The organism is Natrinema marinum, from assembly GCF_024296685.1.
GTDB classification, from domain to species: domain Archaea; phylum Halobacteriota; class Halobacteria; order Halobacteriales; family Natrialbaceae; genus Natrinema; species Natrinema marinum.
Map to the genome: position 1 here is coordinate 2,118,261 of NZ_CP100763.1, position 26,380 is coordinate 2,144,640.

At 63.1% G+C, this 26,380-nt stretch carries 24 protein-coding genes; 11 read left to right on the forward strand and 13 right to left on the reverse strand.

All coding sequences use genetic code 11. From position 1 onward, the window contains the following. Window positions 1-52: 52 nt before the first annotated feature. The 3 genes from NKH51_RS10485 (at window position 53) to NKH51_RS10495 (ending at window position 6,559) form a co-directional block, all read left to right on the forward strand. Window positions 53-2,713 carry a vWA domain-containing protein gene (locus tag NKH51_RS10485; RefSeq protein WP_254761628.1) on the forward strand — a complete coding sequence of 887 codons (2,661 nt, stop codon included), beginning with the start codon at window positions 53-55 and terminating at the stop codon, window positions 2,711-2,713. Between the two features lie 138 nt (window positions 2,714-2,851). Next, entirely contained in the window at window positions 2,852-4,795 is a 1,944-nt protein-coding gene (locus NKH51_RS10490; protein WP_254761629.1) for a polymer-forming cytoskeletal protein, read from the forward strand. Window positions 4,796-5,044: 249 nt separating this feature from the next. Next, window positions 5,045-6,559: a DUF7289 family protein gene (locus tag NKH51_RS10495; protein ID WP_425606667.1), complete on the forward strand. Its 1,515-nt coding sequence runs from the start codon at window positions 5,045-5,047 to the stop codon at window positions 6,557-6,559. A 64-nt stretch (window positions 6,560-6,623) separates the two neighbouring features. Here NKH51_RS10495 and NKH51_RS10500 read toward each other — a convergent pair whose 3' ends face one another. After that, a complete protein-coding gene (locus NKH51_RS10500; RefSeq protein WP_254761631.1) occupies window positions 6,624-7,259 on the reverse strand; it encodes an adenylate kinase in 636 nt (211 codons plus the stop codon). A gap of 59 nt (window positions 7,260-7,318) precedes the next feature. Between NKH51_RS10500 and NKH51_RS10505 the strand changes: the two genes are divergently transcribed. From NKH51_RS10505 to NKH51_RS10520, 4 genes are all read left to right on the forward strand, one after another. After that, window positions 7,319-7,780 (forward strand): DUF7975 family protein, encoded by a 462-nt coding sequence (locus NKH51_RS10505; RefSeq protein ID WP_254761632.1) that lies wholly within the window; start codon window positions 7,319-7,321, stop codon window positions 7,778-7,780. 223 nt (window positions 7,781-8,003) lie between these two features. Further along, window positions 8,004-10,238, forward strand: coding sequence for an amino acid permease (locus NKH51_RS10510; RefSeq protein ID WP_254761633.1), 2,235 nt, complete (start codon window positions 8,004-8,006; stop codon window positions 10,236-10,238). A gap of 328 nt (window positions 10,239-10,566) precedes the next feature. After that, window positions 10,567-11,565, forward strand: coding sequence for a cytochrome c oxidase subunit II (coxB, locus tag NKH51_RS10515; protein WP_254761634.1), 999 nt, complete (start codon window positions 10,567-10,569; stop codon window positions 11,563-11,565). Continuing rightward, a complete protein-coding gene (locus tag NKH51_RS10520) occupies window positions 11,565-14,051 on the forward strand; it encodes a cbb3-type cytochrome c oxidase subunit I (protein ID WP_254761635.1) in 2,487 nt (828 codons plus the stop codon). Before coxB ends, NKH51_RS10520 begins: the two co-directional genes overlap by 1 nt. A 283-nt stretch (window positions 14,052-14,334) precedes the next feature. Here NKH51_RS10520 and NKH51_RS10525 read toward each other — a convergent pair whose 3' ends face one another. Together NKH51_RS10525 and NKH51_RS10530 are read right to left on the reverse strand one after the other, a co-directional pair. Further along, on the reverse strand, window positions 14,335-14,622 hold the full coding sequence (locus tag NKH51_RS10525; protein ID WP_254761636.1) for a DUF7410 domain-containing protein: 288 nt from the start codon (window positions 14,620-14,622) through the stop codon (window positions 14,335-14,337). Between the two features lie 41 nt (window positions 14,623-14,663). Further along, complete coding sequence (locus NKH51_RS10530) at window positions 14,664-16,067, reverse strand: hypothetical protein (protein ID WP_254761637.1); 1,404 nt, start codon at window positions 16,065-16,067, stop codon at window positions 14,664-14,666. Between the two features lie 166 nt (window positions 16,068-16,233). On the opposite strand from NKH51_RS10530, the gene NKH51_RS10535 reads away from it, so the two are divergent. Then, window positions 16,234-16,500 carry a cytochrome C oxidase subunit IV family protein gene (locus NKH51_RS10535; protein ID WP_254761638.1) on the forward strand — a complete coding sequence of 89 codons (267 nt, stop codon included), beginning with the start codon at window positions 16,234-16,236 and terminating at the stop codon, window positions 16,498-16,500. 124 nt (window positions 16,501-16,624) lie between these two features. On the opposite strand, the gene NKH51_RS10540 is transcribed toward NKH51_RS10535, so the two are convergent. After that, complete coding sequence (locus NKH51_RS10540) at window positions 16,625-18,091, reverse strand: flippase (protein WP_254761639.1); 1,467 nt, start codon at window positions 18,089-18,091, stop codon at window positions 16,625-16,627. An 8-nt stretch (window positions 18,092-18,099) separates the two neighbouring features. On the opposite strand from NKH51_RS10540, the gene NKH51_RS10545 reads away from it, so the two are divergent. From NKH51_RS10545 to NKH51_RS10555, 3 genes are all read left to right on the forward strand, one after another. Then, window positions 18,100-18,243 carry a hypothetical protein gene (locus NKH51_RS10545; RefSeq protein ID WP_254761640.1) on the forward strand — a complete coding sequence of 48 codons (144 nt, stop codon included), beginning with the start codon at window positions 18,100-18,102 and terminating at the stop codon, window positions 18,241-18,243. Between the two features lie 227 nt (window positions 18,244-18,470). Next, on the forward strand, window positions 18,471-19,112 hold the full coding sequence (locus NKH51_RS10550) for a ferredoxin--NADP reductase (RefSeq protein WP_254761641.1): 642 nt from the start codon (window positions 18,471-18,473) through the stop codon (window positions 19,110-19,112). Window positions 19,113-19,249: 137 nt separating this feature from the next. Then, window positions 19,250-20,536 carry a cation:proton antiporter domain-containing protein gene (locus NKH51_RS10555; protein WP_254761642.1) on the forward strand — a complete coding sequence of 429 codons (1,287 nt, stop codon included), beginning with the start codon at window positions 19,250-19,252 and terminating at the stop codon, window positions 20,534-20,536. Between the two features lie 117 nt (window positions 20,537-20,653). On the opposite strand, the gene secY is transcribed toward NKH51_RS10555, so the two are convergent. The 9 genes from secY to NKH51_RS10600 are packed head-to-tail and all read right to left on the reverse strand — an operon-like array spanning window position 20,654 to window position 26,379. Continuing rightward, window positions 20,654-22,114 (reverse strand): preprotein translocase subunit SecY, encoded by a 1,461-nt coding sequence (gene secY, locus NKH51_RS10560; RefSeq protein WP_254761643.1) that lies wholly within the window; start codon window positions 22,112-22,114, stop codon window positions 20,654-20,656. Window positions 22,115-22,117: 3 nt separating this feature from the next. After that, window positions 22,118-22,615 (reverse strand): uL15m family ribosomal protein, encoded by a 498-nt coding sequence (locus NKH51_RS10565; protein ID WP_254761644.1) that lies wholly within the window; start codon window positions 22,613-22,615, stop codon window positions 22,118-22,120. A gap of 2 nt (window positions 22,616-22,617) precedes the next feature. After that, entirely contained in the window at window positions 22,618-23,085 is a 468-nt protein-coding gene (locus NKH51_RS10570; protein ID WP_254761645.1) for a 50S ribosomal protein L30, read from the reverse strand. Then, window positions 23,085-23,741: a 30S ribosomal protein S5 gene (locus NKH51_RS10575; RefSeq protein ID WP_254761646.1), complete on the reverse strand. Its 657-nt coding sequence runs from the start codon at window positions 23,739-23,741 to the stop codon at window positions 23,085-23,087. Before NKH51_RS10575 ends, NKH51_RS10570 begins: the two co-directional genes overlap by 1 nt. Further along, window positions 23,738-24,286 (reverse strand): 50S ribosomal protein L18, encoded by a 549-nt coding sequence (locus NKH51_RS10580; protein WP_254761647.1) that lies wholly within the window; start codon window positions 24,284-24,286, stop codon window positions 23,738-23,740. Before NKH51_RS10580 ends, NKH51_RS10575 begins: the two co-directional genes overlap by 4 nt. Beyond that, window positions 24,286-24,735, reverse strand: coding sequence for a 50S ribosomal protein L19e (locus tag NKH51_RS10585; RefSeq protein ID WP_254761648.1), 450 nt, complete (start codon window positions 24,733-24,735; stop codon window positions 24,286-24,288). Before NKH51_RS10585 ends, NKH51_RS10580 begins: the two co-directional genes overlap by 1 nt. Beyond that, window positions 24,728-25,447 (reverse strand): 50S ribosomal protein L32e, encoded by a 720-nt coding sequence (locus tag NKH51_RS10590; protein WP_254761649.1) that lies wholly within the window; start codon window positions 25,445-25,447, stop codon window positions 24,728-24,730. The genes NKH51_RS10585 and NKH51_RS10590 overlap by 8 nt, the downstream gene beginning before the upstream one ends. A gap of 3 nt (window positions 25,448-25,450) precedes the next feature. Further along, window positions 25,451-25,984 (reverse strand): 50S ribosomal protein L6, encoded by a 534-nt coding sequence (locus NKH51_RS10595; protein WP_254761650.1) that lies wholly within the window; start codon window positions 25,982-25,984, stop codon window positions 25,451-25,453. A 2-nt stretch (window positions 25,985-25,986) separates the two neighbouring features. Next, the gene (locus NKH51_RS10600; protein ID WP_254761651.1) at window positions 25,987-26,379 is read right to left on the reverse strand and encodes a 30S ribosomal protein S8; all 393 of its coding nucleotides are present in this window, start codon (window positions 26,377-26,379) and stop codon (window positions 25,987-25,989) included. Between the last annotated feature and the right edge of the window lies 1 nt (window position 26,380).

Sequence of the window (26,380 nt, forward strand, 5' to 3'; positions counted from 1 at the left end):
TATGAATTGCCACAGATTTTTATAAAACAGATGGTAATAGATAGGGCAATCAATGAATCGGACGGGGAGAGAATCATCGGTAACGGGGCCATCGGAGCGAGGAGCGAACGAACAGGTCGGGTTAATTCTGCTGATCGGATTAGTGATTATAGCAGGGTCGCTCGTGGTTGCCGCCGGAATGGTTGCACTGGATGCTGTTCAAATGCAGGCATCGGGCGAACAGAGCGAACAGGAGATGCGGCAGTTCGACAAGGACCTCCAGACAGCGATGCTGGATAACACCACTGGACCAGTGCATGCCCCGGGAGGGGAAATATCCGATGAAGGGACGATCACGATCACTGCCTCGAACGGATATGGGGACACGGAAAGCGAAAGTATAACAATGGGCACACTTCACAAAAAAGACGACGCAGGAAACGTATTAGCCCATCAAGCCGGTGGCGCCTGGCGCAAAACGGGGGAGAGTTCGAGCGTCGTTTCGAAGCCGAGTATCCGATACTATACCGAGCAGGCCGGCGGAAACGAGGTCGGTCGAATCGATGTCTCGGTGACGAACCTGGAGGGCAACGTCAAGAGTGGTACCAACCGAGTAACGAAACGTCCGTCGTCAACGAATGGCCTCAACGTAAGCAACATCACCTTCGTCAGTCATGTCGCGATCGAGGTCTCCGACACACCGTATCACGACGCCTGGTACAGGTTCCTGAAAACGGAGTTCGAAGCCTCGAGCGCGAACACCTGTGATATCAGCGACGGTAGCGACAAGAACGTCATCTGTCACGACGAGGCCAACCGCGAGGTCACCGTTATCGCGACCATCGACGGCACGAACCCGTTCGCGAATCACGTCGGGATCGATCCGACGGTCTACGGGGGGCTATACGCCGACAGGATCACTGGGAACTACGATTCGGCGCTGACCGTGCGCGGATACGATAACCACAATATCAGCAACAGGTCGGCGGATCTGTTCGCTGTCAATAATGATCTTAAGATGAAGGGAGGCGCTAAAGTCACCGGAATCCCTGTCGTCAACGAACACCTGTCGGTTATCAGCGGCCAGCCGAACATCTCACCGCTCGCGTACGCCGCCGCACTTGACCGGGGAGGCCACCCGGGGCATCCTGGATCGTGGAGATACGACTACATCAACACCACTGCGGACGGATCGACGGCCGCGTTCTGGCTGACCAGCCAGCACGATAGTCTCGTTGCGAACATGTCGAAGCCTTTCGACAGCGTCGATATGATCGACTCGAACGTCGAGAACGGGGCACTCGACTATCTCGAGAACAACCCTAACGTGACCGATATCGAGAGTTACGGAAGCACCACCGTCGATTCGGGGCTCTACTACGGTGATGATCTGAACAGTGGTATCGATACGATCAACACCTCCGACGGAGACGTTCATATCGGGATCGGCAACGGTGGCGGCCCACTCGAACTCTCGGATCTTCAGATCACGGGCAACAACCGGGCCTACATCTACACCGAGAGTAACGTCGATATCCGACAAGACATCGAGGTTCCGGGCAATCGGGCGGGCGCACTCTGGGTCTACAGTTCGAGCAGTTCGACTATCGACGTGGAGCGGGATTACGAAGGGGTAGTTTACGCGCCAGGAAGCCACGTCACGATCGACGACGGTGTCGAGATCACCGGTGCGGTCGTCGGCGGGACAACCAATCTTCGCGGCGACGCAACGATCAACTTCGATCGGACGCTTCGGACCGACGTTCCGATCCCGACGGAGAATCGCAATATTTCGATCGAAGCGGACAGAACGAGAGATCCGCTCGACGTGACGTTCGTGCTCGATCGGTCCGGCTCGATGGGGCAAGTGCACGATAGCGGTACCGTCTCAGATAACAACTGGCAAACTACGCCAATTAGCACTGGCGGGTACACTACCGGCATCGTCGACCCTGAGGCAAACTATTCCCTCGAAGTTCGAGAGTGTTGGGGGCCCTGGGGGTGTTCGTCACCAACGACAGTCGATCCCGGTGATTCAACCCAGCTAAGCGACAGTTGGCCGCAGACGGAGGTCCGCGTCGCTAACGGAACGTGTACGAGTTGCGAAGTCGATGTATTTCAGATCGATACCGACTCCAGCGATCCCTTCGGCCTCCGAGCGAACGCGACAAAGAAGTTCATCAGGATGATGAACCGGTCGAACGACGACCGCGCAGGCGTCTTCGAATTCAACAGTAACGGACACGAACTCCACTCGCTGAGCCGCGATCTCGACGACGTCCGCGACAGCGTCTCGGTCACGGCCGGCGGAGGGACGGACATCTCGAGCGGGATGGAACGCGCAATCGACGAGTACAGTGCCACGCCGACGCCCGGTCGGGATCGGATCATGATCGTACTCAGTGACGGTGAAAATAGCAATTCTGCAGCGGACAGCCGAACGAGGGCACAGGCACAGCGAGCAGAGAACCGGGGTATCACCGTCTACACGATCGGACTCGGTGAGAACAATATCAACAAGCCGCTCCTGCGGGACGCCGCCACCGACGACGGCGAGTTCCACATGATCGACAACGCGAGCCAGCTCGAGGACATCTTCGAGGGGATCGCCAACAGAGAGATTCAACAGGAGGATGACCTCTCGTTCGACATCAGCGTCTCGCCCACAATGAGCGGTACCTCGAGCGATTACGTCGTCAACGTCGACACGCAAACGGTGAGGATAAACGGGTAGACAGGCCTCCTGTCGACGGTGGACTTGGTCGTCCCGTGTCAAACGACTCGGAAACGACCGGGTTCGCGCTCGACCGTTCGCACAGTGACGTTCCGCCTGACCTACTGTTTTATTAGGAATATCGTCAATACTTGGTGTATGTCTTCGAGGGGCGAAAGTCAAGCGAGTGTCCCGGAGAAACGCGGCCAATCCGCAGTGCTCGGGCTCATCGTGTTGATCGGGTTGGTCGCCGTCGTCAGCATCGGCATGTTGCTCGTGGCCGGCGACGCGACGACCGATGTCGAGCAGGATGCGGAAACCGAACGGGTCGAGCAGTCGTTCCTCGAGCTCAGCCAAGAACTCGAGACGGCGTCGTCGGCACGGGACGCCGCTCGAGAGATGGCGCTCGATATCGACGGCGGTCGGGACGCGATCCAGTATCGCGATGCCGGCGAGATCACGATCGCGCTCGGGACTAACGATTCGAATCCGTTCACGCGTGATCTGGGTGCGATCGAATACGTCGCCGACGACGGGACCAAAATCGTGTATCAGGGAGGCGGCGTCTGGCGGCAGACCGAAACCGGCGTGACGCCGATTTCGGAGCCGAACGTCCAATACGGTGACGGCACCCTCAACGTTCCGATTCCGCGGATCGCCAGCGATCAGCGCCTCGAGAGCGGCTCGATACGGATGGCGGCGGGGAACACGAGCCGCGTTCACCCGGGCTCGCTCGAGGAGCCCGTCACGATCACCATCACGAGCGAGTACTACGAGTGGTGGGAAACCCACTTTGAGGACGAACTCGCGGTCGGAACCGTCACGACGGACGATAGCGCGGAGCGCGTGACGGTAACGGTCGAGCCGCCGATCGATCCATCGCTCGGCGTCGACGCGAACTTCGATCAGGCGTTGACTATCGACGGGACGCTGGCGACGAGCAGCGGCGGGACGACGACCGGTGACGTTCGCGCATCGGAGAGCGTCGAGGTCAACTCCGACGTCGACGGTAACGTGCTCTCGGAGGGCGACGTACACGTAACAACCTCGACGAATCAGGTGACCGGCGATGTCGTCGCCGAGGGCGACATCCAGATCGACTCCGACGTACAGGGCGATGTCATCGCGGGCGGCAACATCTCCGTCGCATCGTCGGCCAGTACCGTCGGCGGCAACGTCGTCGCCGGCGGCGACGTGACCGTCGACAACGGCCCCAGCATCGGAAACGATGTCTACTCGAACGGGTCGATCACGACCGGCTGGAACAGTATCGGTGGAGAGCTGTACGCCACCGGCTCGATTTCCGCTCCCAGCACACCCCCGTCCGACGAACACGAGAACGTCTCGGATATCGACGGCCCGATCAGCGGGACCTACGGGACTGGGTTGGACGGGCTCCTCTCGGACCGGCTCGGTCCCGACGCGAATCGGGAGCCTCTAGACGACGCGATCAACGGTATGGTTTCGGCCGGGGAAACCGGCGGCGAGACGTTCCGAACGATCGAATCGGGAGACACCCTCGAGGCGGGTACGCACTACGTCGATCAGATCGACGCCAGTTCGAACGGTCCGCACAACACGGTGACATTCGACGTGCAAGATGGCGATATCAACGTCATCGTCCGCAACGACATCTCGTTGGCCGCGAACGGGCAGATACGCGTCGCGAATGCCGACTCTGGGAACGTCGTTCGCTTCTACTCAGCTGGCAACTTCTCGATGCAAGGTGGTACCAGCCTCTGCCCGACGACGAGCAACAACTGCCCGAACAGCAATCGGGACGCGAAGGTCCTCCAGTTCTACGGCACCTCGAACTCGACGTATACGTTCAACGGAAACTCGGTGTTCCACGGGCTCATCTACGCCCCGTCGGACGATGACGACAACGTGGCCGTCGCAGGTGGTGGCTCGCTGGAACTATTCGGCTCCGTCGTCGCCGGTGGCTTCGAAACGAATGGCAACACCGAACTCACCTACGACGATACGCTCGAGAACCGATACGAGGAGCCGACGGACCCCACAGCGGACGGCTCGAGCGATAGCGGATCGGTCGTCGAGTATCTGAACATCACCGTCTACGAACTCCGCGTCGAGAACGAGTGAGGCCGCCGAGTTGGCCACGGCTGAGAGGCCGGCGAGACGATCTTAGATAAACCCGCCGACCGGCGGTTCGGGGCGTAGTCTCGACGAATCGTTTTCGATCGTTCAAATCTCGTTCACCTCTTTCGAGTGCTCTCGCTCCTACTCTCTCCTCACCACCTACTATGTCAACGAATCTTGCACCGATATAAACTATCTTGAAATGTATGATCGGACGACTCTCTTATCTACATAAATTCTTCTGTTACCTATATGAACGCGTCCGTGGGGGAACAATCCGTTGTCGAGAGACGGGGACAGGCGTCTATTCTCGGTCTCGTTCTCTTGGTCGGAATGGTCGCGATGGTCAGTGTTGGGTTGCTTCTCGTCGCTGGGAACGCGATGACGGCCGCCGAGGAAGCGACGGAGAGCGAGCGAGTCGAACAGGCGTTCGTCGAACTCGGCCACACGATGTCTACGGTCTCCGCAAACGATGATACGTCACGGACGCTCCAGTTCGACGCGGGTGACTCAGGTGCGGTGACGAAAACGAAAGCCGGTTGGATTCACATCAAAGGGGGAAGCGTCGACATCAATAGATCGATCGGCGCCGTAGAGTACAGAGGCGACGATGGATCCATTATTTCCTATCAATCGGGTGGTGTCTGGCGCGAAACGGGGAACCGTACTCGGATGCTCTCCGCGCCGAACATCGATTACGATCCGGAGGACGAAACGCTGTGGTTCCCGATTACAACGCTCAGTGGCAGACAGTCGCTCAATTCGGGCGAGATTGCGATCGAACACAACACTACGGATCCGATCAGTAACGTGTCCTTCGTGAAAAACGACTCCGTCACGATCACGATTCAGAGCGACTACTATCGGGGCTGGGAACGCTATTTCCGGTCTGAGGCCAGCGGCGCATCGATCCAGAACGTCGATCACCAGAACCGAACGATCAGAGTCTTGCTCGGATACGCCGATCTCGAAGGTGCGTTCGACGAAGGTGCAACGATCGGTTCGGACGACCCGGCCGACTTCAAGGATAAGCACGATAACTTCGGCAACACTCACCGGACGGGAACACCGTTGCCAGAAATGGACAGCGTCATCGAGCAAATGGTCGCCGACGCTAAAGCCGGCAACGACGTCGACAAGAACCTCTCGAACAGTACTCACACCAATCCGCTCGACGACGGGACTTACTTCATCGAGGAGATCAACGGCGACCAAGACTATACGTTCGACCTGTCGAACGGGAACGCGACGCTGATCGTCGAGGGCGACGTAAATCTCGGCGACGATGGGTCGATCAACGTCGTCAACCGAGACGCGGCCAACGATAACGTCTTACGAATCTACGCTGGCGGAGACGATGCCGTCATAAACGGCGAGATCTGCGATACCAGTGACGGAAGTTGTAGCTCCAATGCAAAGACGATCCAATTTTACGGTCCCTCGACGATGAGCGTCGACTTCGGTCCTGGGAATACGGGTGCCTTCGAGGGTGTGCTGTACGTTTCGTCATCAGAGCAAAAGAACTGGTGGGACGGAAGTACCGGCACCTGTGCTGATCATCACCAGGTTCACATGCAGGGTGGTGGCGACTTCTACGGATCGATCGTCGCCTACTCGGCCTGTGCTCACTCGAACTCCGTCTCCTTCGATTACGATGCGAGTTTGGACGGATCCAACATCGACCCCTACTCTGACGAGTACTCGCTGCCACCGCAGATCACGTATCTGAACGTGGCCGTCCACGAACTCGACGTTCGGAACAAATAGATACAGACGGTGACCTTCTCCAGGTCGTATTCGCCTTTCGTCGGACGCTCGTTGGCTAAAGCGACTATGCTGCGTTCTCGATCGTTTCCTTCACGTCTTCCCAGACATCGTCCGGAGCCTGCTCGCCGTCGACGCGCGCTAAGTCGCCCTGCTCATCGTAGTACTCGATGACGGGTTCCGTGTTCTCGTGGAAGACCGACAGGCGCTCGCGGACGGTCTCCTCGGTATCGTCGTCGCGCTGTTCGAGGCGGTCTTCGACCTCGGGGTCCTCCGGCGGGTTGTACTCGACGTGGTAGATGTCGCCCGTCTCGGGGTCGAGTCGGCGGCCGGTGAGCCGGTGGACGAGTTCCTCCTCGCCGACCTCGAGGTAGAGGACGACGTCGAGGTCGGTCATGTCCTCGAGTTCCTCGGCCTGCTCTAGGTTGCGCGGATAGCCGTCGAGGACGAAGCCGTCGGCCTGAGAGAGCGCCTCGTCGACGATGGCGTTGACGACGTCGTCGGGGACGAGTTCGCCGCGGTCCATGTACTCGCCCGGCGTGTCGTACTCGGTGTCCATGTCGGAGATGTCCATCTCCTTGTTGTTCCGCAAGGCGTCGCCGGTGGTGATGTGGTCGACGCCGAACTCCTCGGTGATCTTCGCGCTCTGAGTCCCCTTGCCAGCCCCGGGCGCGCCCAGGATCAGGATTCGTGGCTGAGCCATACGGGAGCGTTCAGGGGCAGCACATAAAGGCTTAAAGAATCGGGCACGTCCCTCCGACTATGACCCGATTCGACGCCGCCGAGCCAGCCGAGCGACGCAAGCTCTATGTCGACGCCATCACCGCACACCGCGAGCGCGGGAGCGGATTCCTGACGCTCGAGGCCGATCCGGCCGGGCTCGAGGCGGATACGGACGCCGACGTGGTGGCGGACACCGAACTCGAGACCGGCAACGGATCGGACGACGAGGAGGCCGAGCTGGGCGCGCCGTGGATCCAGTTCGGCGACGGCACGGTCAACGTAGACTGTACCGAGGACGAACTCGACGCGCTGAAGGCCGTCCTCGAGGAGTTCCCGGCGTTCAAAATCGACGAGCTGATCCGTCCCGAGGAGGCGGAGGGGGTCAACGTTCGAGTCAGCGCGAAGGCCGATCCCAACCGGATCGCCCAGTTCGTCGATACCGTCTTTCTCGAGGTGTACGACCTGCCGTCGACGGGGCGTGTCTGGGCCGTCGAGATCTAGCCGACCGACAACCGATGGATCAGCGTGTCGGCGATAACCGGTATCGGGGGACTATAATACCAAGAGTCGCAACTGCCGGTATGGACCTCGCACGACGCACCGACCAGTCCCACTGCTACTCAGACTCGGTCGCGACGCGGTTACAGCATCTGATGGCCCAATGCTGTGGGCCGCCGGTGAGGATCGGTCGACGAACAGTAGTCGGCGGTCAGTCCCGCGTACAATGAGTGACGAAGAACTGGCGAAAGACCTCGGCCCGCTCGCAGCGCTGACGATCGGCGTCGGGACGATGATCGGTGCCGGGATCTTCGTCCTGCCCGGTGAAGCGGTCGCGACCGCCGGTCCGCTGGCCGCGCTCGCGTTCGTCCTCGGGGGCGGGATCGCGCTGTTGACGGCGTTTTCGGCGAGCGAGCTCGGGACCGCGATGCCAAAATCCGGCGGCGCGTACTTCTACGTCAATCGCGCGCTCGGTCCGCTGTTCGGCTCGATCGCCGGCTGGGGGAACTGGATCGGCCTCGCGTTCGCCTCGGCCTTTTACGTCTACGGCTTCGGCGAGTACATCGTCCGCATGGCCGGCATCACGTTCGGACCGGTCGAACTCGCCTTCCTCTCGCTGTCGGCCGCACAGCTGATCGGACTCGGCGCGGCGTTGCTCTTCATTACCGTCAACTACGTCGGCGCAAAAGAGACGGGCACCCTCCAGAACGTCATCGTCATCACGCTCGTCGGCATCTTGGCCGTCTTCACCGGCTACGGGGTCATGAACGCTGACCTCGCGACACTCCGGCCGATCGTCCCGCCGGACAAAGGGATCGCCCCTCTACTACCGGTGACCGGGCTGATCTTCGTCTCGTACCTCGGCTTCGTCCAGATCACGTCCGTCGCCGAGGAGATCAAAGACCCCGGCCGGAACCTCCCGCGTGCGGTCATCGGCAGCGTCGTCCTCGTGACGGGGATCTACGCGCTCGTGTTGCTCGCCGTCCTCGCCGCCGTCGAGACCGAGCTCGTGGCCAACAACGACACGGCAGTCGTCGACGTGGCGAGCCAACTCATCGGACCGATCGGGGCCGCCGCGCTGTTGCTCGGCGGGCTGCTGGCGACGGCCTCCTCGGCGAACGCGTCGATCCTCGCCTCCTCCCGGATCAACTTCGCGATGGGACGAAACAGACTGATCAGCCCCGAACTCAACGAGATCCATCCTCGCTACGGGACGCCGTACCGATCGATCGCCGTTACTGGTGGCTTCATCGTCCTCTTCCTCCTGATCGGCGACATCCGGACCCTCTCGACCGCCGGGAGCGTCCTCCACCTCGTCATCTACGGCCTGCTGAACATCGCCCTGATCGTCATGCGCGAGGCCGAGCCCGAGGAGTACGATCCGGACTACCGCGTGCCGTTCTATCCGGTGACGCCGATCCTCGGGGCGATCCTCTCCTTCGCCCTCATCGCGTTCATCGATGCGCGCGTCATCGCACTCTGTATCGCGTTCGTAGTTATCGCCGCTCTTTGGTATCTCGTCTACGCACGCGACAAGACCGACGCCCAGGGCGTCCTGAGCGAGTACATCCTCAATCGGGCCGACGAGATGCCCGAACCCGCCGTCACCGCCGCCACGAGCGTCCAACCCGACGGCGGCACCTACCGCGTGATGGTCCCGCTGGCCAACCCCGATCACGAGACCGACCTGATCACCCTCGCCAGCGCGATCGCGAACCAGCGAAACGGCACCGTCGTCGCGACCCACATCGTTCAGGTGCCCGATCAGACCGCCCTCGAGCACGGGGCCGACCACGTCGCCGAGCTCGACGCCGAATCCGAACAGCTGCTCGAGCGCGCCCGGCGGGACGCCGAGACGTTCGGCGTCGACGTCGAGACGAAGACGATCCTCTCTCACCGGTCGTTCGAAGAGGTCTTCGACGCCGCGCGGACGGACAACGCCGATCTCGTCGTGATGGGCTGGGGGCCAGACGCCCACGGGCGGGCCGAGGATCGGATAGACGAACTCACCGGGTCCCTCCCCTGTGACTTCCTCGTCCTCAAAGACCGCGGATTCGACGCCTCGCGCATCCTCGTGCCGACCGCCGGCGGCCCGGACTCCGCGTTCGGTGCGGCCGTCGCCCGACTGCTCGCCGCGGAGTACGACAGCGAGGTCTCCCTGCTGTACGTTCGCGACGACGACGAATCGGCCGCCGAGGCCGAGGCGTTCCTCGAGGAGTGGGCGAGCGATCACGACCTCGAGGACGCGACCCTGTCGATCGAACGCGGCGACCCCGAGACGGCGATCGAGCGGGCGGCCGCCGACCATACGATGCTCATCATCGGGGCGACCGAACAGGGCCTTCTCTCCCGGCTCCTTGGCGGCTCGCTCATCGACGACGTGACGAAGACGGTCGACTGTTCGGTCCTGCTCGCTCAGAAGCGCCACGAGCGGTCGCTTCGCGAGCGCCTGTTCGGCTGACGGAGACGGGCGAGCGGCTGGTCGACCAAAACGGGCGATCCGCTCGCCCCGTCGCTGGCCGGCTCATGCGAACACGTTCGCTGTAAGCTTGAATATCGGCGCGGACGTGTGGCTGAAAATACACTATTCGGCCGTCACAGCGACAGAAAAAAGGTCGTCGGCTCCAAGGGCACAATGATGGAACGTGATAGACGTATCAGCATCGGATCGAACCGGGATCGCCCCATCACCAGCCGGGCGGCCGTCAGACCGGACCCTCCGGGCGGTTTCCAAATAGATAAGTGTCCCCAGCAACCATCCCCCGACATATAAGCGACCTTCAAAAGAGGTGAACACAATCTACAGCGCACTTACGACCCCGCTGCAGCAGACTCGAGTCGACGTGTTTCAGGAGATCTTTCTGGTCTTCCTGGGACTCGGGACGATCGTCGGCGTCGTCGTCGTCGCGTACACCTTGTACAACGCGTACAAGTACCGCGACACCGGCGAAACCGACACCGACGAGAATCTGCCATCGGTCGGGGAGTTACCGACAGGCGGAAAGGGCGGCAAGAAACTGTTCCTCTCGTTCGGCATCAGCGCGATCATCGTTATCTCGCTGGTGATCTGGACGTACGGGATGCTCCTGTACGTTGAGAGTCCGGACGGTGCTCAACAGGCTGAGGAGCGATTCGAGGTCGAAGTCACCGGGCAGAGCTTCGCGTGGTACTTCGAGTACTCGAACGGAATCGAATCGGTGAGCACCCTCCGGGTGCCCGCCGACGAGCGAATCTGGATCCGGACGACCTCCGGTGACGTCTGGCACACGTTCGGCATACCCGAGCAACGGGTGAAAGCCGACGCAATTCCGGGCGAATACGACGAGACCTGGTTCGAAGCCGAAGAACCCGGAACGCAGACGATCCGGTGTTACGAACTCTGCGGCGAGTTCCACACCCAGATGACCGGGACGGTCGAAATAATGGAACCAGAGGCGTTCGAAGAGTGGATGAACAACCAGCTGACGATGTCGCTCACGGTGCAGGGTGCAAACGAGACCCCCGTCACCGAAGGGTACGAGCTGACGCTGGTTAGCCAGGAGTCGGACTTCGAGCAGACGTACTCGGCCAACGAGTTCGAGAACGGAACGCTCGAGATTACCGACCTCGAGCAAGGTGGGCAGTACAACGTGACGGTCACGTCGACCGACGGGCAGTTCGAGGAGACGACGACGCAGTTCGACATGACCGGTCCGGTCAGCGAGACCATCACGCTCGAAGGCGTCAATGCGAGTGAGAGCAACACGAATGGAAACGAAACGCAATCGAACGGCGGAGGTGGGAACTGATGAGTGATCTTCCGCCAAAGACGTCGATAAAGCGGTGGCTAGTCACGACGAATCACAAGGACATCGGCGTCCTCTATCTGGGGACGGCGATGTTCTTCCTGTTGTTCGGTGGCCTCCTCGCGCTGCTGTTCCGCGCCCATCTGTGGCAGGCCGGCGGCACGGGCCTGCTGACGAACGACCAGTACTATCAGTCGGTGACGGCCCACGGACTCATCATGGTCTTCTGGTTCCTCTCACCGATCGCGAGCGGCTTCGCGAACTACTTCGTGCCGCTCCAGATCGGCGCGAAGGACCTCGCGTTCCCGCGGCTGAACGCACTGAGTTACTGGTTCTACCTGTTCTCGGGCGTGCTGATGGGGCTCTCGTTCTTCCAGGGCGGTTCGTTCTCCGGCGGATGGACGATGTACTCCCCGCTGAACGTGCCCATGTACAACTCGGTGATGGAGGCGACGGCCGGCAGTAACGCGACGATCCTCGCGTTGACCCTGTTCGTCCTCTCGATCACGCTCGGGACGGTGAACTTCCTGACGACGATGCACCGGTCCCGCGCCGAGGGACTCGGCCTCTGGAACATGCCGATGTTCTCCTGGTCGTGGCTGCTGACCGTCTGGATGATGCTGTTCGCGTTCGCGGCGCTGCTGGCCGCGCTCTTGTTGCTGGCAGTCGACCGCGTCTTCCTCACGCAGTACTTCGCGACCAACGAAGGCTCGAGCCTGCTGTGGGCCCACGTCTTCTGGTTCTTCGGCCATCCGGAGGTGTACATCGTCTTCTTCCCCGCGCTGGGGATCATGTTCGAGATCTTCCAGACGTTCACCGGACGACGGCTGGTCGGCCGGAAGTGGGTCATCATCGCGATGGTCCTCGTGGCCGTCCAGTCGTTCCTCGTCTGGATGCACCACATGTTCCTGTCGACGATCAACCTCCCGATCAAGACGCTGTTCATGGCGACGACGATCGGGATCTCGCTGCCGTTCGACCTGATGGTCTTCGCGATGATCTACACGATGGTCAAGGGTCGTGTGCGGTTCACGACGCCGTTCCTGTTCGCGCTCGGTGCGCTCGTGTTGTTCATCCTCGGCGGGATCACCGGCGTCTTCCTGGGTGCAGTCGTGCTGGACTACGAGTTCCGCGGGACCTACTGGGTCGTCGCCCACTTCCACTACGTGATGGTCTCGGGCGTCACCGCGCTGATCGGCGGCCTCTACTACTGGTGGCCGAAGATCACCGGGAAGATGTACTCCGAACGCCTCGGAAAGCTCAGCTTCGCGGTGTACTTCATCGGCTTTAACCTGCTGTACTTCCCGATGTTCCTCGCCTGGGAGACCCCCCGCCGGGTCTTCCACTACCCCGAGAGTACGCAACTGTACCACCAGATCGCGACGGTCGGGGCGTTCGTCCTCGGAGCGTCGGTCCTCCTCGTGATACTCACGCTCGCGAAGAGCCTGCGATCGGGCCCCGACGCTCCCGACAACCCGTGGACGTACTCGCGAACCGCCGAGTGGGCGATCCCCTCGCCGCCGCCGCTCGATAACTGGCCGAACCGGCCCAGCTACGCCAGCGGCCGACTCGAGTTCGTCGACGACGCGGCGACCGCGACCGACGGCGGCGTCGCGACCGGCAAGGACGCCGCTGGCACAGCGACGGCGAGCCACGAGGAGGAGCATGCGGACCACGCCAGCATCTGGCCGTTCGGCATCGGTATCGCGACCGCCGTGTTCTTCCTCGGCCTCAGCGGTATGACGCCGTACGTCTACACGTTCGTCAGCGAGCACATGCACGCCGGCGAGTTCATCACGCTGGCGGGGACGGCACCGGCAAAGAGCATCGTCTACCCGGTGCTGACCGCGATCGGCATCGGCCTGCTCGGGGTTACGCTGTTCAACTTCGGCCGCGAGCAGTTCGACGCTCCCGAGATGCTGGTCGCCGAACAGTGGCCGTTCGGCGGCATCAACAACGAAAAGCTCGGCGTCTGGTTCTTCCTGGCGTCGGACGTCGTCGTCTTCGGTGCCGCAATCGGTGCGTACGTCTTCATGCGCATCCACGGCGGCTGGAATAACTGGCATCTCGACGCCATCACCATGGCCGGCCTGTTCAACACGTACGTCCTCCTGACCTCGAGTTTCGCGGTCGTCGTGGCGCACGTGATGGCCGAACGCGGGAACAAGAAGGGACTGCTCGGCGCGCTCAGCGCTACGATCCTGCTTGGATTCGTGTTCATGGGCGTCAAGGCCTTCGAGTACACCAGCAAGTTCGCCGACGGTCACTACTGGTTCAGCGGGATCGAGTACTCGCTGTACTTCGTGACGACCGGCCTGCACGCGCTGCACGTCATCCTCGGGCTACTCATCGCCCTGTTCATGATCTACCGGATCGTGTCGGTCGATGCGTACCTCGAGGATCACATGCCGGTGGAGTACTTCGGCCTCTACTGGCACTTCGTCGACATCGTGTGGGTCTTCCTGTTCCCACTGTTCTACCTGATGTAGCGCCTCTGCGCTACACAGGTTCGTTTTTCGCGGTTTCGTGTTTTCCGACGCCGTAGGGCACCGTCTGACAGGCCAGTGACAACCTTGGACCGTCTCTCGCTCCGATCAGCAGTCGATTGCAGCCTGTGACGACGCTCGAGAGACCAGAGCGCACGGAATGTGTGTACGGGCCCAGCCGACGAGCAAGCCGCCTCACAACGCGGGACAGGGCGCCCGCTCACGTGCTGAGAGCAGGCGCTCGAGGTGCAGAACTAAAAAGAGACGCCGAGCGGCAGCAGCACGCTCACCCCGCCCAGACCAGCGCGTAGACGAAAGTAAACAGGAAGTAGATCAGGAAGACGGAGATTGCCGCCTTGAAGTGGAACGTGAACAAGTCGTACTCCTCGTCGTCGCGCTCCTCCTCGAAGGCCTCGAGTTCGGCCTCGGAACACTCCTCGGCGTGGTCGACGCCGATGTGGAAGGTTACGTACTGCTCGGATCGAAACGGCCGACCGCAGTACGGACAGGTCGCGCCGGGCGCGTGGTCCGGCGGCACGTCGTACTCTCGCTCGAGCGCGCTGTCGGTCGCCATTCGATCGGGTATTGCGGCGGCGCGAGGAAGTGTTTGCCGGTCTAGCTCGGGACGAACGGCGGGCTCATCGTCCCCTGGGAGACCAGATAGAGGCTCACCATCGTGAAAAAGACCATGACGACGATGAGCGGGTACTGGCTCCTGATCGCCTGGAGTTTGCCGGGGAAGAGGTCGAAGGAGACGGTGTGAGCGATCCACACCGCGAGGACGTGGCCGAGCAGGATGGCGGCGATCTCGAGGTAGCCGAACCAGCCGGGGAGGGCGTACTGGGTCGGGTTCGGCGGCGGGGAAAGCGGCGCTGCCACGGCGTCGACCAGCGACGGCCACAGCGAGAGCCCGAAGCCGACGTAGTGGGCGAAGTGGTAGCCGGCCGCGATGGCGAGCAAGGGTGCAGCAAATCGCAGCCCCAGATAGCGCCGGGAGAGGTACGTCTCGGCGCGCTCGCGAGTGCGGTCGATGGCGATCCAGTAGACCTTCCAGAACAGCCCGAAGCCGCCGACGAGCAAGGCCAGATAGACGAGCACCGGCGGGAGCCCGATTCCGACGAGGACTTCGATGGTCCGGACGCCCGCCGGCGTGACGATGAAGCCGCTGAAGGTCAGCTCCCAGACCAGCGCGAGGACGAATGCGACCAGCGAGGTGTCGGTGACGAGGTCGGCGTCGCTCAGTCGCGAGCCGGGGTATCGCAGCTCGAAGCCGTCGTCGGTGCGCTGGATCGGCGCGACGGCCCCGTAGAGCCGAAACCACAGCGAGAGAGGATCCCCGCGGCGAAACCACGTCGACGGCGAGAAGACGACCGCACTCGAGATGGTAAACAGCGAGTACATCAGGAGGACGGCCAGCAGCACGTCCGGCGACGAGGTCAGTGGCGCGACGATCTCGAGCCAGACGAACGTCAACAGCGCGACGACGGCAGGCCAGGACTCGAAAGCGTCCGGATAGGGCTCGTCGGCGGTCGGCAGCGCCTCGGCGATCCGCCGCCAGGGGTTGAGCGCCGGCCACGGGTTGCCGACGGTGTAGGTGACGATCGTCAGCAGAGCGCGACCGGCGACGAACGTGATCAGGACGGTCGCGCTCACCAGACCGATGTTGGGCCCGACGAGCCCGGCGGCGACGATGAGCGCGAGGCCCAGCAGTCCGACTGCGCCGAGTAACAGCGAACCGGCGGTCAGCAGTCGGTCCTTGGAGGTCTCGAGCGCGTGGTCGTGGTAGGTGCCGATCACGTCGCGGTCGGTGACGAGCATGGTCAATAGCGCCGACGCGCCAACGGTGCCGCCGCCGGTCGCGAGATAAAGCCACGTCGGAACAGTGACGTCGCCGCCGCCGGTCGTGAGGCCGGCGGCGACGTTGCTGGCGGCGGCGACGCCGGCACCGAGCCCGATGATCGCGAGCGTGGTGGCCAGTCCGATAGCGGTCCGGCGAGCGAGGGCCGAACGTCCACTCATTGCCGGCTAGTCGGAGCGGCGCCCCATCTACGTGTCGCTTCGGTCTCGAGGGCGACCGTCTCGGCTCGCGTTCGCCGCTTTTCCGGCGGACAGTTCCACTCGCACGGACGGCGGCGCGAGCGGGATGAGGTAAGGTATAAGTATCCGTCACCCACATTCCCCACTAATGGCGAGCCTTCGGACGTACGGCCTGATTTACGTGGCACTGATACTGCTAGCGACGGGGAAGTTCGTCTTCTTCCACTTCGACGGGATCTTCACCTATGGGATGGCCATCGGCGGAACGATGATTCTGGCGATCACCAAGACATCGCTCATCGCCGGCTACTTCCAGCACCTGAAAGACGAGCCCCGCTCGATCACTTACCTGATGCTCACCGCGGTGTTCATGGTCTTCCTGCTGACCCTCGCCGCGGGTTACTCGATCCAGTAAGCTCCTCTCGCCGCTTTTCACCCTCTGCTGTCGCTCGTCCGTCTATTCTGTTTGCTCGAAATCGAGCGAGAGCGTGACCTCGGTACTCGACTGCGGTCCGTTCGATCGGAAGCGAGACGCCCCGTCAGGTTAGCAACGCGAGCGTCTCGCGGGGGTCGACCAAGCCGCTGACCGTGACCATGACGCCCCAGATGCAGACGCCGAGCGCGATCACGCCGGCGAGAGTGGCGATCGTCGACACGTAGGGAACGAGGACGAGCACGGCAGCGCCCATACCCGCGGCGACCAGGGAGACGAGCGCCACCGAGCGGGCGACCCGGACGTAGTCGAAGGCGACCTCGCGATACATCACGACGACGTTGACCGCCGTGTAGATGCCGAAGGTGACGACCGTCGCGAACGCCGCGCCCGGAACGCCAAAGCGGGGGATCAAGAGTACGTTGAGACCGGCGTTGGCGATGGAGGTGAGGCCCTTGGCGACCGCCCGGTCGGACGCCCGGCCCAGGTAGTCGAGACCGTTGGTTGTCACGTTGGTGACGCCCTGAAAGACGACGTAGACCGCCATCAACTGGAGGACGGGGGCGGCGCCGGCGTACGCCTCGCCGAACACCAGCCGGACGGCCGGATCGGCGACGAGGATCAGGCCGACGGCCGCGGGGATGTAGAGCATGAGGACGTACTGTAGCGTCGACTCGTAGATCCGGGCGGCCTCCTCGAGCGCGTCGTTGGCCTTCTGCTCGCCGTAGGTCGGCGAGACGGAGAAACCGAGCGAGCCGGCGGGAACGAGGATGAACTCGGATATCTGCTTGCTGAGGACGTAGTAGCTCACCGCGAGGGGATCGAGGAAGAAGCCGACGAGCACCGTGTCGATCCGATTGTCGATGACGCTGGCGCTGGTTGAGGCGGTCAAGGGGATACTGTACCGGAACATCCGGTTGCGGAGCGATTTGTCGCCGCCGCCGTCGTCGTGGGTCGCGTAGAACCGCCGGTAGAGGAAGATCAGCCCGACGAGCGCTGCGAAGGTCGCGCCGACCAGATAGCCGAGCATGGCACCGACGACGCCGAACCCGAGAAGGGTCAGGGCGACGACGAGGACGACGCGCGTGACGTTGGCGACGACGCTGAGGACCGCGCTGAGTTCGACCCGGTTGAACCCCTGAAAGAGCGTCTGCCCGTAGGAGTTCAGCGACTGAAAGACGAGGTAGACGCCGCCGACGAGCAGGGGTGTCGCCGCTTCGGGCGTATTGAGCAGGGCTGCAATCCGCTCGTGGCCGACCACCATCGTCCCGGTGACGACCGCGATCAACACCAGTCGGTAGCCGAACGACGTTCGGAGAATGTAGGGGATTTTCCCGTCGTCGGTCTCCTTGTACTCGGCGATGTAGCGCGCGGCGGAACGAGCGCTGCCGAGGTCGGTGAACATGCCCGCAACGCCGATGACCGCGATCGCGAAGAACAGCAGTCCGTACTCGTCTGGCGTGAGCAGCGTCCGCGCGAGCAACAGCATCAACAGCCCGTTGGCGACGTTGGTGACGAGTCGCGCCCCCAGCGTCGCCTTGAAGCCGTCGACGATCCGCTCAGTGACCGACATCGATCCTAGTGAGCACCGAGGCGGTCGGACGGCCGCGACGCCCCGACAGCGTCGACTCCGCGCTCGCGACTCGAGAGAGCGCCGACGGACGGACCGGTCGGTATCGACGGGAGGACACGTTCCTGATCACTGGGCTGACGGTCACGGACTGACGACATTGTTATCGCCCACCTACCCCGAATCGGACCTCGACGGGCAGCCGAAAGGATGCCGTAACCGGCGGCCGTCGTCCGTCTCCGTCGACTGAGGGCGACCGGGTTCGACGGTCGCGGAGTTTCACGTTTCGGGGTCGTCCGCGGACGCCAACGTTCCCGCGACCGAGACAGTCGTCGAGCGTAGCACTGACCGTTTTCCGTTCGATTCGCGTACGTCTACCCAGATGACGCGGACAGCCACGATCGTCGACACGTACCGGCTCGCACCGGAGGTCAAGGGATTCCGCCTCCGCGTCCCCGGCGAGGAACTCGCGTTCGATCCCGGGCAGCACACCACCGTTCGGTTCGACGCCGACGGGAAGGAGGTCGTCCGCCCGTACAGTCCGACGACCCTCCCCGGCACCGACGAGATCGAGATCGGCGAGTTCGAGGGGAACCTCTCCCTCGAGGAGCCCGACCGCGATATCGCTCTGCTCGCGAGTGGGACCGGCCTCACGCCGTTGCTCTCGATCCTCCGGCAGTACGCCCGCGACGGCAGCGGCGACGCGCACCTCGTCTTCGGCGAGCGGACGGCCGACTCGATCTTCCACCGGAGCACGCTCAACGAGCTGGCCGCAACGTACGACTCCGTTACGGTGACCTACACCCTGTCGGACCCCGGGTGGGACTGGCTCGATCGCGCCGGCTACGTCCAAGAGCACGTAGAAGACCTCTTCGACGGGTTCGAAGAGCGGGATTGCTACGTCTGCGGTGTCCCGGCGATGGTCGTCGAGACGACCGAGCGGCTCCGGGAGCTGGGCGCCCCCGACGAACGGATCCACAGCGAGGGGTGGGAATCGGACGCGGCCGCCGACGAGCGAGACTGAGCGAGGGAGTGGACTCGTCGGCGACGCATCGGTCGCTCGAGCGGGCGCAGAACACGCAGGCCGAACCTCCTACTGTCCGTGATAGAAAGGTTACGACGGGACCGCTCTCGAGCGGACATCGGTCCGCGGTCGGAAGCATGGAAGCGCTGAACATCGCATTGGTCACGATCGGGACGCTGACGCTGGTCCTCAGCCTCGTCTCCGGATTGCTCCAGGACAGGGCGTACCTCCCGTCCGAGCCGATGGCAGCGGCGACCCTCGGCGTCGTGCTCGGCCCGATCGGCCTGAACCTCCTCCACCTCGAGGGTTTCGACGACCCGTTTCTCGTCTTAGAACAGTTCGCCCGGATCACGGTTGGGCTCGCCGTCATGGCGGCCGCGCTCAGGCTCCCGAGCGGGTACGTTTCGGACAACGACCGAGGAATGGCGGCGGTCCTCGTCCCGGGAATGGTCGCCAAGTGGCTCGTCAGCAGCGCCCTCGTGTACGCGCTCGTGGGCGTCCCGGTCTGGATCGCACTCCTCATCGGCGCAGTCGTCACGCCCACCGATCCGGTGCTGGCCGGAACGATCGTCACCGGTAACGCCGCAGAGCGGTACATCCCGGAATCGATTCGGAACCTCCTGACCGCCGAATCGGGAGCCAACGACGGCCTTGCGTACCCGCTCGTCTTCCTCCCACTGTTGGTGCTCCAGCATCCGCTCGATCGGGCGCTCACCGATTGGGCGCTCGGAGCGCTCCTCTGGGGGGTCGGCGCGGCCGTCGCCATCGGTGCAGCCGTCGGTGCAACCGCCGGCTGGATCGAGCGCCAATCCAGCGAACACGCCTTCCTCGAGGAGTCGTCGCTGTTGAGCGTCACCGTCGCGTTCACGTTCGCCGTCCTCGGGGGCGTCAAGCTACTCGGCAGCGACGGCATCCTCGCAGTCTTCGTCGCCGGATTGCTGTTCAATCGCTTCGCCGAGTCGACCGACGAGATCGACGAACAGAAGGTCCAAGAGACGGTGCTCCGCCTGTTCACCTTCCCGATCTTCGTCCTCTTCGGGCTGGTGATTCCCTGGAAGCAGTGGCTCGAGCTCGGGTGGTCGGGTGTGGCGCTCGCGGCCAGCATTCTCCTCCTGCGACGCACGCCGATGATGCTCGTGTTCGACCGGTTCGTCGACGATGTCGACGCCCGCGGCGCGGTCTTCGCGGGCTGGTTCGGCCCGATCGGCATCGCGGCCATCTTCTACGCGACCGTCGCCCACCGCGTTCTGGGCACCGAGATCGTCTGGAGCGTGACCAGCCTCGTCGTCGCGAGTTCGATCCTCGTCCACGGCCTCACGGCGACGCCGCTGACGAAGCTGTACGGCCACGCGATGGACGAAAACCACCGCCAATCGGAGGATACCGACCGCTCCGACTCGTCGTCCGCGTTCGCCGACGGGTGAGGCGGGCGATCGGGCCGAGTTCGATGCACGCTCCTCGAGCGTCCAGCTCTTCGAGAAACGAGCGGCAGAAAGAAGATCGAACGAGCGACAGGGACGCGCAGGTACTGCTCGGACGCGTTACTCGTTGCCGAACATCTGGCGCATCATCGGATGCATCTCCATGAGCTGTTCCTCGGCGATCTCCTCGTACAGCTTGTACGTGATCGAGACCGCGAGCAGCAGGCCCGTCCCGGAGACGTTCCCGATGGTGCCGAGCATGTTGGCCCAGACGGCCAGCAGCCCGACGAGCGCGCCGCCGATGACGGTCACCTGCGGGATATACCGCTCCATGACCTTCTCGATGACGCCGACGTTCTGTCGGAAGCCGGGGATCTGCATCCCGGAGTTCTGGATCTGTTTCGCCGTCGATTCGGGACCCATGTCCGTCGTCTCGACCCAGAAGATGGCGAAGATCGCACCGCCGACGACCATGAACGTGACGTCGATGCCGATGCGGATCATCACCTGCCACCACTCCTGGGCGACGTTCGCCGTCCACCACATCCAGTCCCGCGGCGAGTAGATCGGCGCGAGATAGTAGAACAGCCCGCCGGTGGGCTGGCCTTGTGAGTAGACACCGAGCCAACTGGGCATGCTCGCCAGCTGACGGTTCAGAATCTGGCCCATGAACTGGACGTTCGCCTGCACTGCGCGAACGAGGATCATCGGCAGGACGCTCGCGTAAATGAGCTTCACGGGGAAGCGACCGCGTGCGCCCTTCACTCGAGCGTGGCTCAACGGGATCTCGACACGGACCGACTCCGCGTAGACGACGATCCCGAAGATGAGCAGCGTCGTCAGCAGGGCGATGATGTGCCCCTGGTTGATGAGCAGCGCCTGCAGCCCTTCGCCGGAGATGATCGAGCCGACTTCAACCTGGCCCGTCAGAATGCGGTACCAGTCGAAGAAGAACCCGCCGGCCGCGGGCTGAATGAACCCGGTGACCAGACGTTGGCTCACACCGGCGATGATGAACAGGCCGATCCCGCTGCCGACGCCCCATTTGCTGACGACCTCGTCCATGTAGAGGATGAGGACGCCACCGATGAAGATCTGGGCGAAGATCAGCAACTGGACCTGCGTCTGCCCGAGGGCGAGTCCCCCGAGTTGCAGCGACGACTGGGCTGGCAGGAAGCCGCCGGCGAACACCATCGGCAGTCCGGTCAGGATCACCATCAGGACGACCAGCACTTTCTGGAGACCCTGATAGAGGACCTGATCACGCGGGTCGTCCGTGTCGAGCCCGAGCAGGTTCGCCCCGCCGAGCAGCTGTAAGACGATGCTCGCGGTGACGATCGGTCCGATACCGACCTGCAGCACCGACCCCTGAGAGCCGGCGAGGATCGCGCGGAACTGCCCGAAGAGGTCGTTCGCCCCGCCCGACTGCAGACCGAACAGCGTGACGTTCGTCAGGAAGAAGTACAACATGAGGATGCCCGCCGTCCACATTAGCTTGCGCTTGAAGGGGACGTGCCCCTCCGGACGGCGCACTGCTGGCATCCGCGTCAAGACCGGTTCAGCGGCTTCCTTCCATCCCATAGGTTATTCCTCGTCCTGTTCAGCGTCGGCTTCGGCCTCGTCCTCGGCCGCCCGCTCCTCGCCGCGCTCGGAGAGAACCGCCTCGCCGCCAGCGGCCTCGAGTTTCTCTTCCGCTGCGTCGGAGAAGGCGTCCGCGGTGACGGTCAGTTCGTTGCGAACCTGCCCCGAGCCGAGGACCTTGACGACGTCGACCTCGTGGCCGTCCTCGACGATATCGCGCGCGTCGAGTTCGTAGCCGCCGTCGGTCTCCTCGGCGAGGTCGTCGGCGACGTAGAGGATCGCGTCCTCGTCGAGTTTCTGGACGTCGATCTCGGCGACATCCTCGCGGATGTCGTGCGGTCGCTTGAAGCCGTGTTTGCCCTTCGGTTCGTAGTTGTGGAACTCGTGTTTGCTGCGCCCGGCACGGCCGCGTCCACCGCGGTGGCCCGCACCGCGTCGATTCTTGTGGGAACCGCCGCTGTGGGTCCGCGAGCCGCGCTGGCGTCGTTTTTTGCTCGTCATGGTTATCGCATCGATTCTAGCAGGTCGTTAATCTGCCCCGTTGTATGCTTTCCGAGTTGGCCGCCCTCGACGGTCGGCTTCTTGATACCGTCGTGACCTCCCCGCGGCGGGTGAAGTCGAAGCGTCGGTGACAGTCCCTCGTCACGAAGCGTCGTCTCCTCCGCGAGGAGCGCCTCGGCAAGGCCGCCGAAATCGTCGTACTCGGTGTGCTCGGCGAGCCACTCCTCGTCGACGTCCGCCTGCTTGCCCTCGAGGGGCTCCGCTCGCTTCGCGAGCAGGGTCTCGAGCACGTCGGCATCGGGCTCGCCGACGGCGACGTAGTCGTTGACCTTCGCGATCATCCCCTCGTACGCATCGGTCTCGGGGACGAGCGTGCAGTGGTTGACGTTGTGGATGTTAAGCATCGACAGGGTGTCCTGAACGTCTTCCTGTCGATTCACTTCGCCGCGAATCTGGACGATCGCCTTCATCACTCGCTCACCTCGGCACCCTCGCTGCCGCGATTCCGGCGCGGCCGGCGCGACTGAGAGGCGTTCTCGAGGGCGTTGAACGTCGCCTTCGCCAGGTTCACCGTCGTTCGGGTGTTGCCGTGGCTCTTGGTCCAGGCGTTCTCGATGCCTGCCAACTCGAGGACGTGCCGGACGGTGTCACTGGCGGCCAGCCCGAGCCCTTCGGGGGCGGGGATGACCTCGACCTCGACGGAGCCGGCCTTGCCGGTCGTCCGTCGGGTCAGCGAGTGGGGCCGGTCCGAACGGTCCTCCCAGGACCCCGATCCGCGGGGCACCTGGATCATGTTCAGCTTCGCGATACCGATCGCCTTCTGGATGGCAGAGCCGACCTGATCGTCTCGGCCTTCGGCGTAGCCGATGAAGCCGTCGCGGTTGCCGACGGCGACGACACAGCGGAACTTCACGCGTCGTCCGGAGTCGGTCATCCGCTGGACCATGTTGATGTCCAGCACCTCGTCTTCCAGTCCGGGAAGGAGCTGGTCGACGAGTTCGGGCTCCTTCAACGGGAGGCCCGAGTTGAGGGCGGTCTCCATATCGTCGATCTCGCCCTCTTGGACCATCCGACCGAGACGGGTGACGGGTTCCCATCCACTGTCGTTGTAGTTGTTTCCACTCATTCGAGAATCGCCTCTCGTACCTCGTCGAAGTGTTCGGGTAGTTCGGTCGCGTCGAACTCGCCGCTGTACAGCGACTCGTCTAACTGTTCGGCGTACTCGGCGATGTGTTCGCCGCGGGTACGCGACCAGTCAGCCAGCACGCTGTCGTTGTGCGGGATCTCGAGGCCGGCGTCGATGGCCCCTTCCTGCACCGCGAACACCTTGTTGCCGGGCGTGGCCGTGTTGAGGCCGATGTCGAGGACCGCTTCCTCGAGACCAGCCTCGACGGCTCGTGTGCCGGCCAGCAGGCCGGTCAGGTACGCCGCGGAGATGTTGCTCGTGGGAGCGTCCCAGCCGTACTCTGCGAGATCGCTCGAGTGTGCGCTCGCGAGCGTCTCGTCGCCCTGTGGTCCGGGAGTGATCAGCTGCGCCGTAGTGTGCTTGTTGCTCTTGCGAGCGACGAGGCGGGGCTTGCCCGATTTCAGCAGGCGCAACCTCTGGTGGTAGTCCGTCCGGACCTCACGGCGACGCCGCATCGGTACTTTGTATCGTGGTCCTGTCGCCATTATTGGTCACCGTAGTTGTCGTCGATGTAGTTCAACAGGTACCGGACGCTGCGGAACTCCCCGCCGCCAGCCTTCTTGTAGAGCTCGCGGTACTGCGTGGGCGTCAGCTCGCCCTTGTCGCGGAGTTCGCGCAGCTTCCGTCGCTGTGCGCGGATCTTGTTCTGCCACTCCTCTTTCTCGTTCTGGCGTGCGCCTTTCTTGCCGCGGCGCTTGCCCTGGCCCTTCTGGTGGCCGTATGCGCGTTTCTCGTTGCGCTCGCGGGCGCGACCGCGGGAGTTGCCCGACGAGTCGGCCGCCCGAATGCGACCCTCGTCGACCAGTTCGCGGATCTCGTCGCGAGTGATCGCTTCGGCGATGTCGCCCTGGGCGTCGGGGTCGAGCCAGACGCGGTTCTTGCCGACGTCCAAGACGTCGGCAGCCAGTCGCTTCTGTGCGGAGAGATCAGTCATCTGCTTCCACCTCGACTTCCTCGTAGGTCGGGTTCAGGACGCGGACGCCCTGTTCCTCGGCCTGTTCTTCGATACGTTCGCGCTTGCGCGCACCGACCGCCGAGGCGATCCGAACCGCCTCGCGGTCGCCGTCGACGCCCTCGAGGTCGTCGAGATTTTCGACGTAGACCTCCTCGAAGCCGCTCGGGTGTTTGCCTCGGACGGCCGTCGGCGTTCGGTAGCCGGCCTGGACTTTCGGGCCCTTGCCCTTGACGCCGCGGCGCTGCTTGGACAGCGTACCGCGGGGCCGACGCCAGGATTCCGGCGTCCGCTTTTTCTTGTGGTAGTCCTGCCGGTTGAACTGCGGTTTCCCCTCGCTTTTCCGCCGAGCGAGGAGTCGCTCCTCGTTCTCGGAGAGGTCGGGCGTCTTCTCGGTCAGCCCGCGGGGCTGCAGTTCGGTCTCGACGTCTTCGGCGGGTTCCTCCGCTTCCTCGGCGCCCTCGTCCTCGATCTCGGCCTCGGTCTCCTCGGTGACCTCGAGGTCACCGACGTCGGCTTTGATGCGGGCCGCGAGCGCGTTCCCGATGCCCTCTGCATCGGCCAGGTCGTCCTGGTCGGCTTCCTTGACGTCCTCGATGGACTCGAAGCCGGCCTCGCGCAGGGCCTCGGCCTTGCTCTCGCCGACGCCGCTGATGTCCTCGAGCGTCTGTGGGTCGTCGTTGTCGTCTGCCATCTATCAGACACCTCCTTTGGCGGGTTTGTTGGTGATGTAGACCCCGTCCTGGAAGATGCGGGTGTCCTTGCCGCTGACCTTGGTCAGCTGCTCGATGTCAGCTGCCGTCTGCCCGACGTGGTCTTTGTTCGGGCCGGAGAGGACGAGCTGCTCGTCGTCGACGCTGACCTCGGTGTCACCGTGGATAGTCGTTCGTCGCGGTGCCTTTTCGCCGAGGAAGTTCTCGATGACGACTTCCTCACCCTCCACGCGGACCTGCATCGGGAAGTGAGAGTAGAAGACCTCCATCTCGTACTCCCAGCCCGCGGTCACGCCGTGGAAGGCATTGGTGATGTGGCTCTCGAAGGTGCCGACGGTCGAGTTCGTCTTCGCGTCCTCGGCGTCGCTTTCGATGACCACCTGGTCGTCGTCGACCTCGACGATCACGTCGGGGTACCAGAGGCGGCGCGTAACGCTGCCTTCCGGCCCTTCGACGGTCACGTCGAACCGATCGACCTCGACGGTTACGTTTTCGGGAATTTCCAGTTCGACTCGCATTGTTAGTAGACGTACGCGATCACCTGGCCCCCAATACCCTGCTCACGCGCCTCGTAGTGGCTCATGATGCCACTGCTCGTCGTGACGACGAGGGCACCGAAGTCTCGAGCGGGGAGATACCGTTTCTCCCACTTCTCGAAGTCCTGGGCGCCGACCGCGTAGCGGGGCTTGATGGGGCCGCACTCGTTGATCGCTCCTTTCAGTTCGACCTCGAACTGACCGGCTTTGCCGTCGTCGACGTACTCGAAGCCGTCGATGTACCCGCGGTCGTAGAAGACCTCGAGCACGCTGCCGATCTCGTTCGAGGCGGGCGTTACCTCGTGGGTGAGATGACCCACGCTCTCGGCGTTGTCGAGTCCCGAGAGCGCGTTGCTGAGTGGATCGTTTCCGGTCATG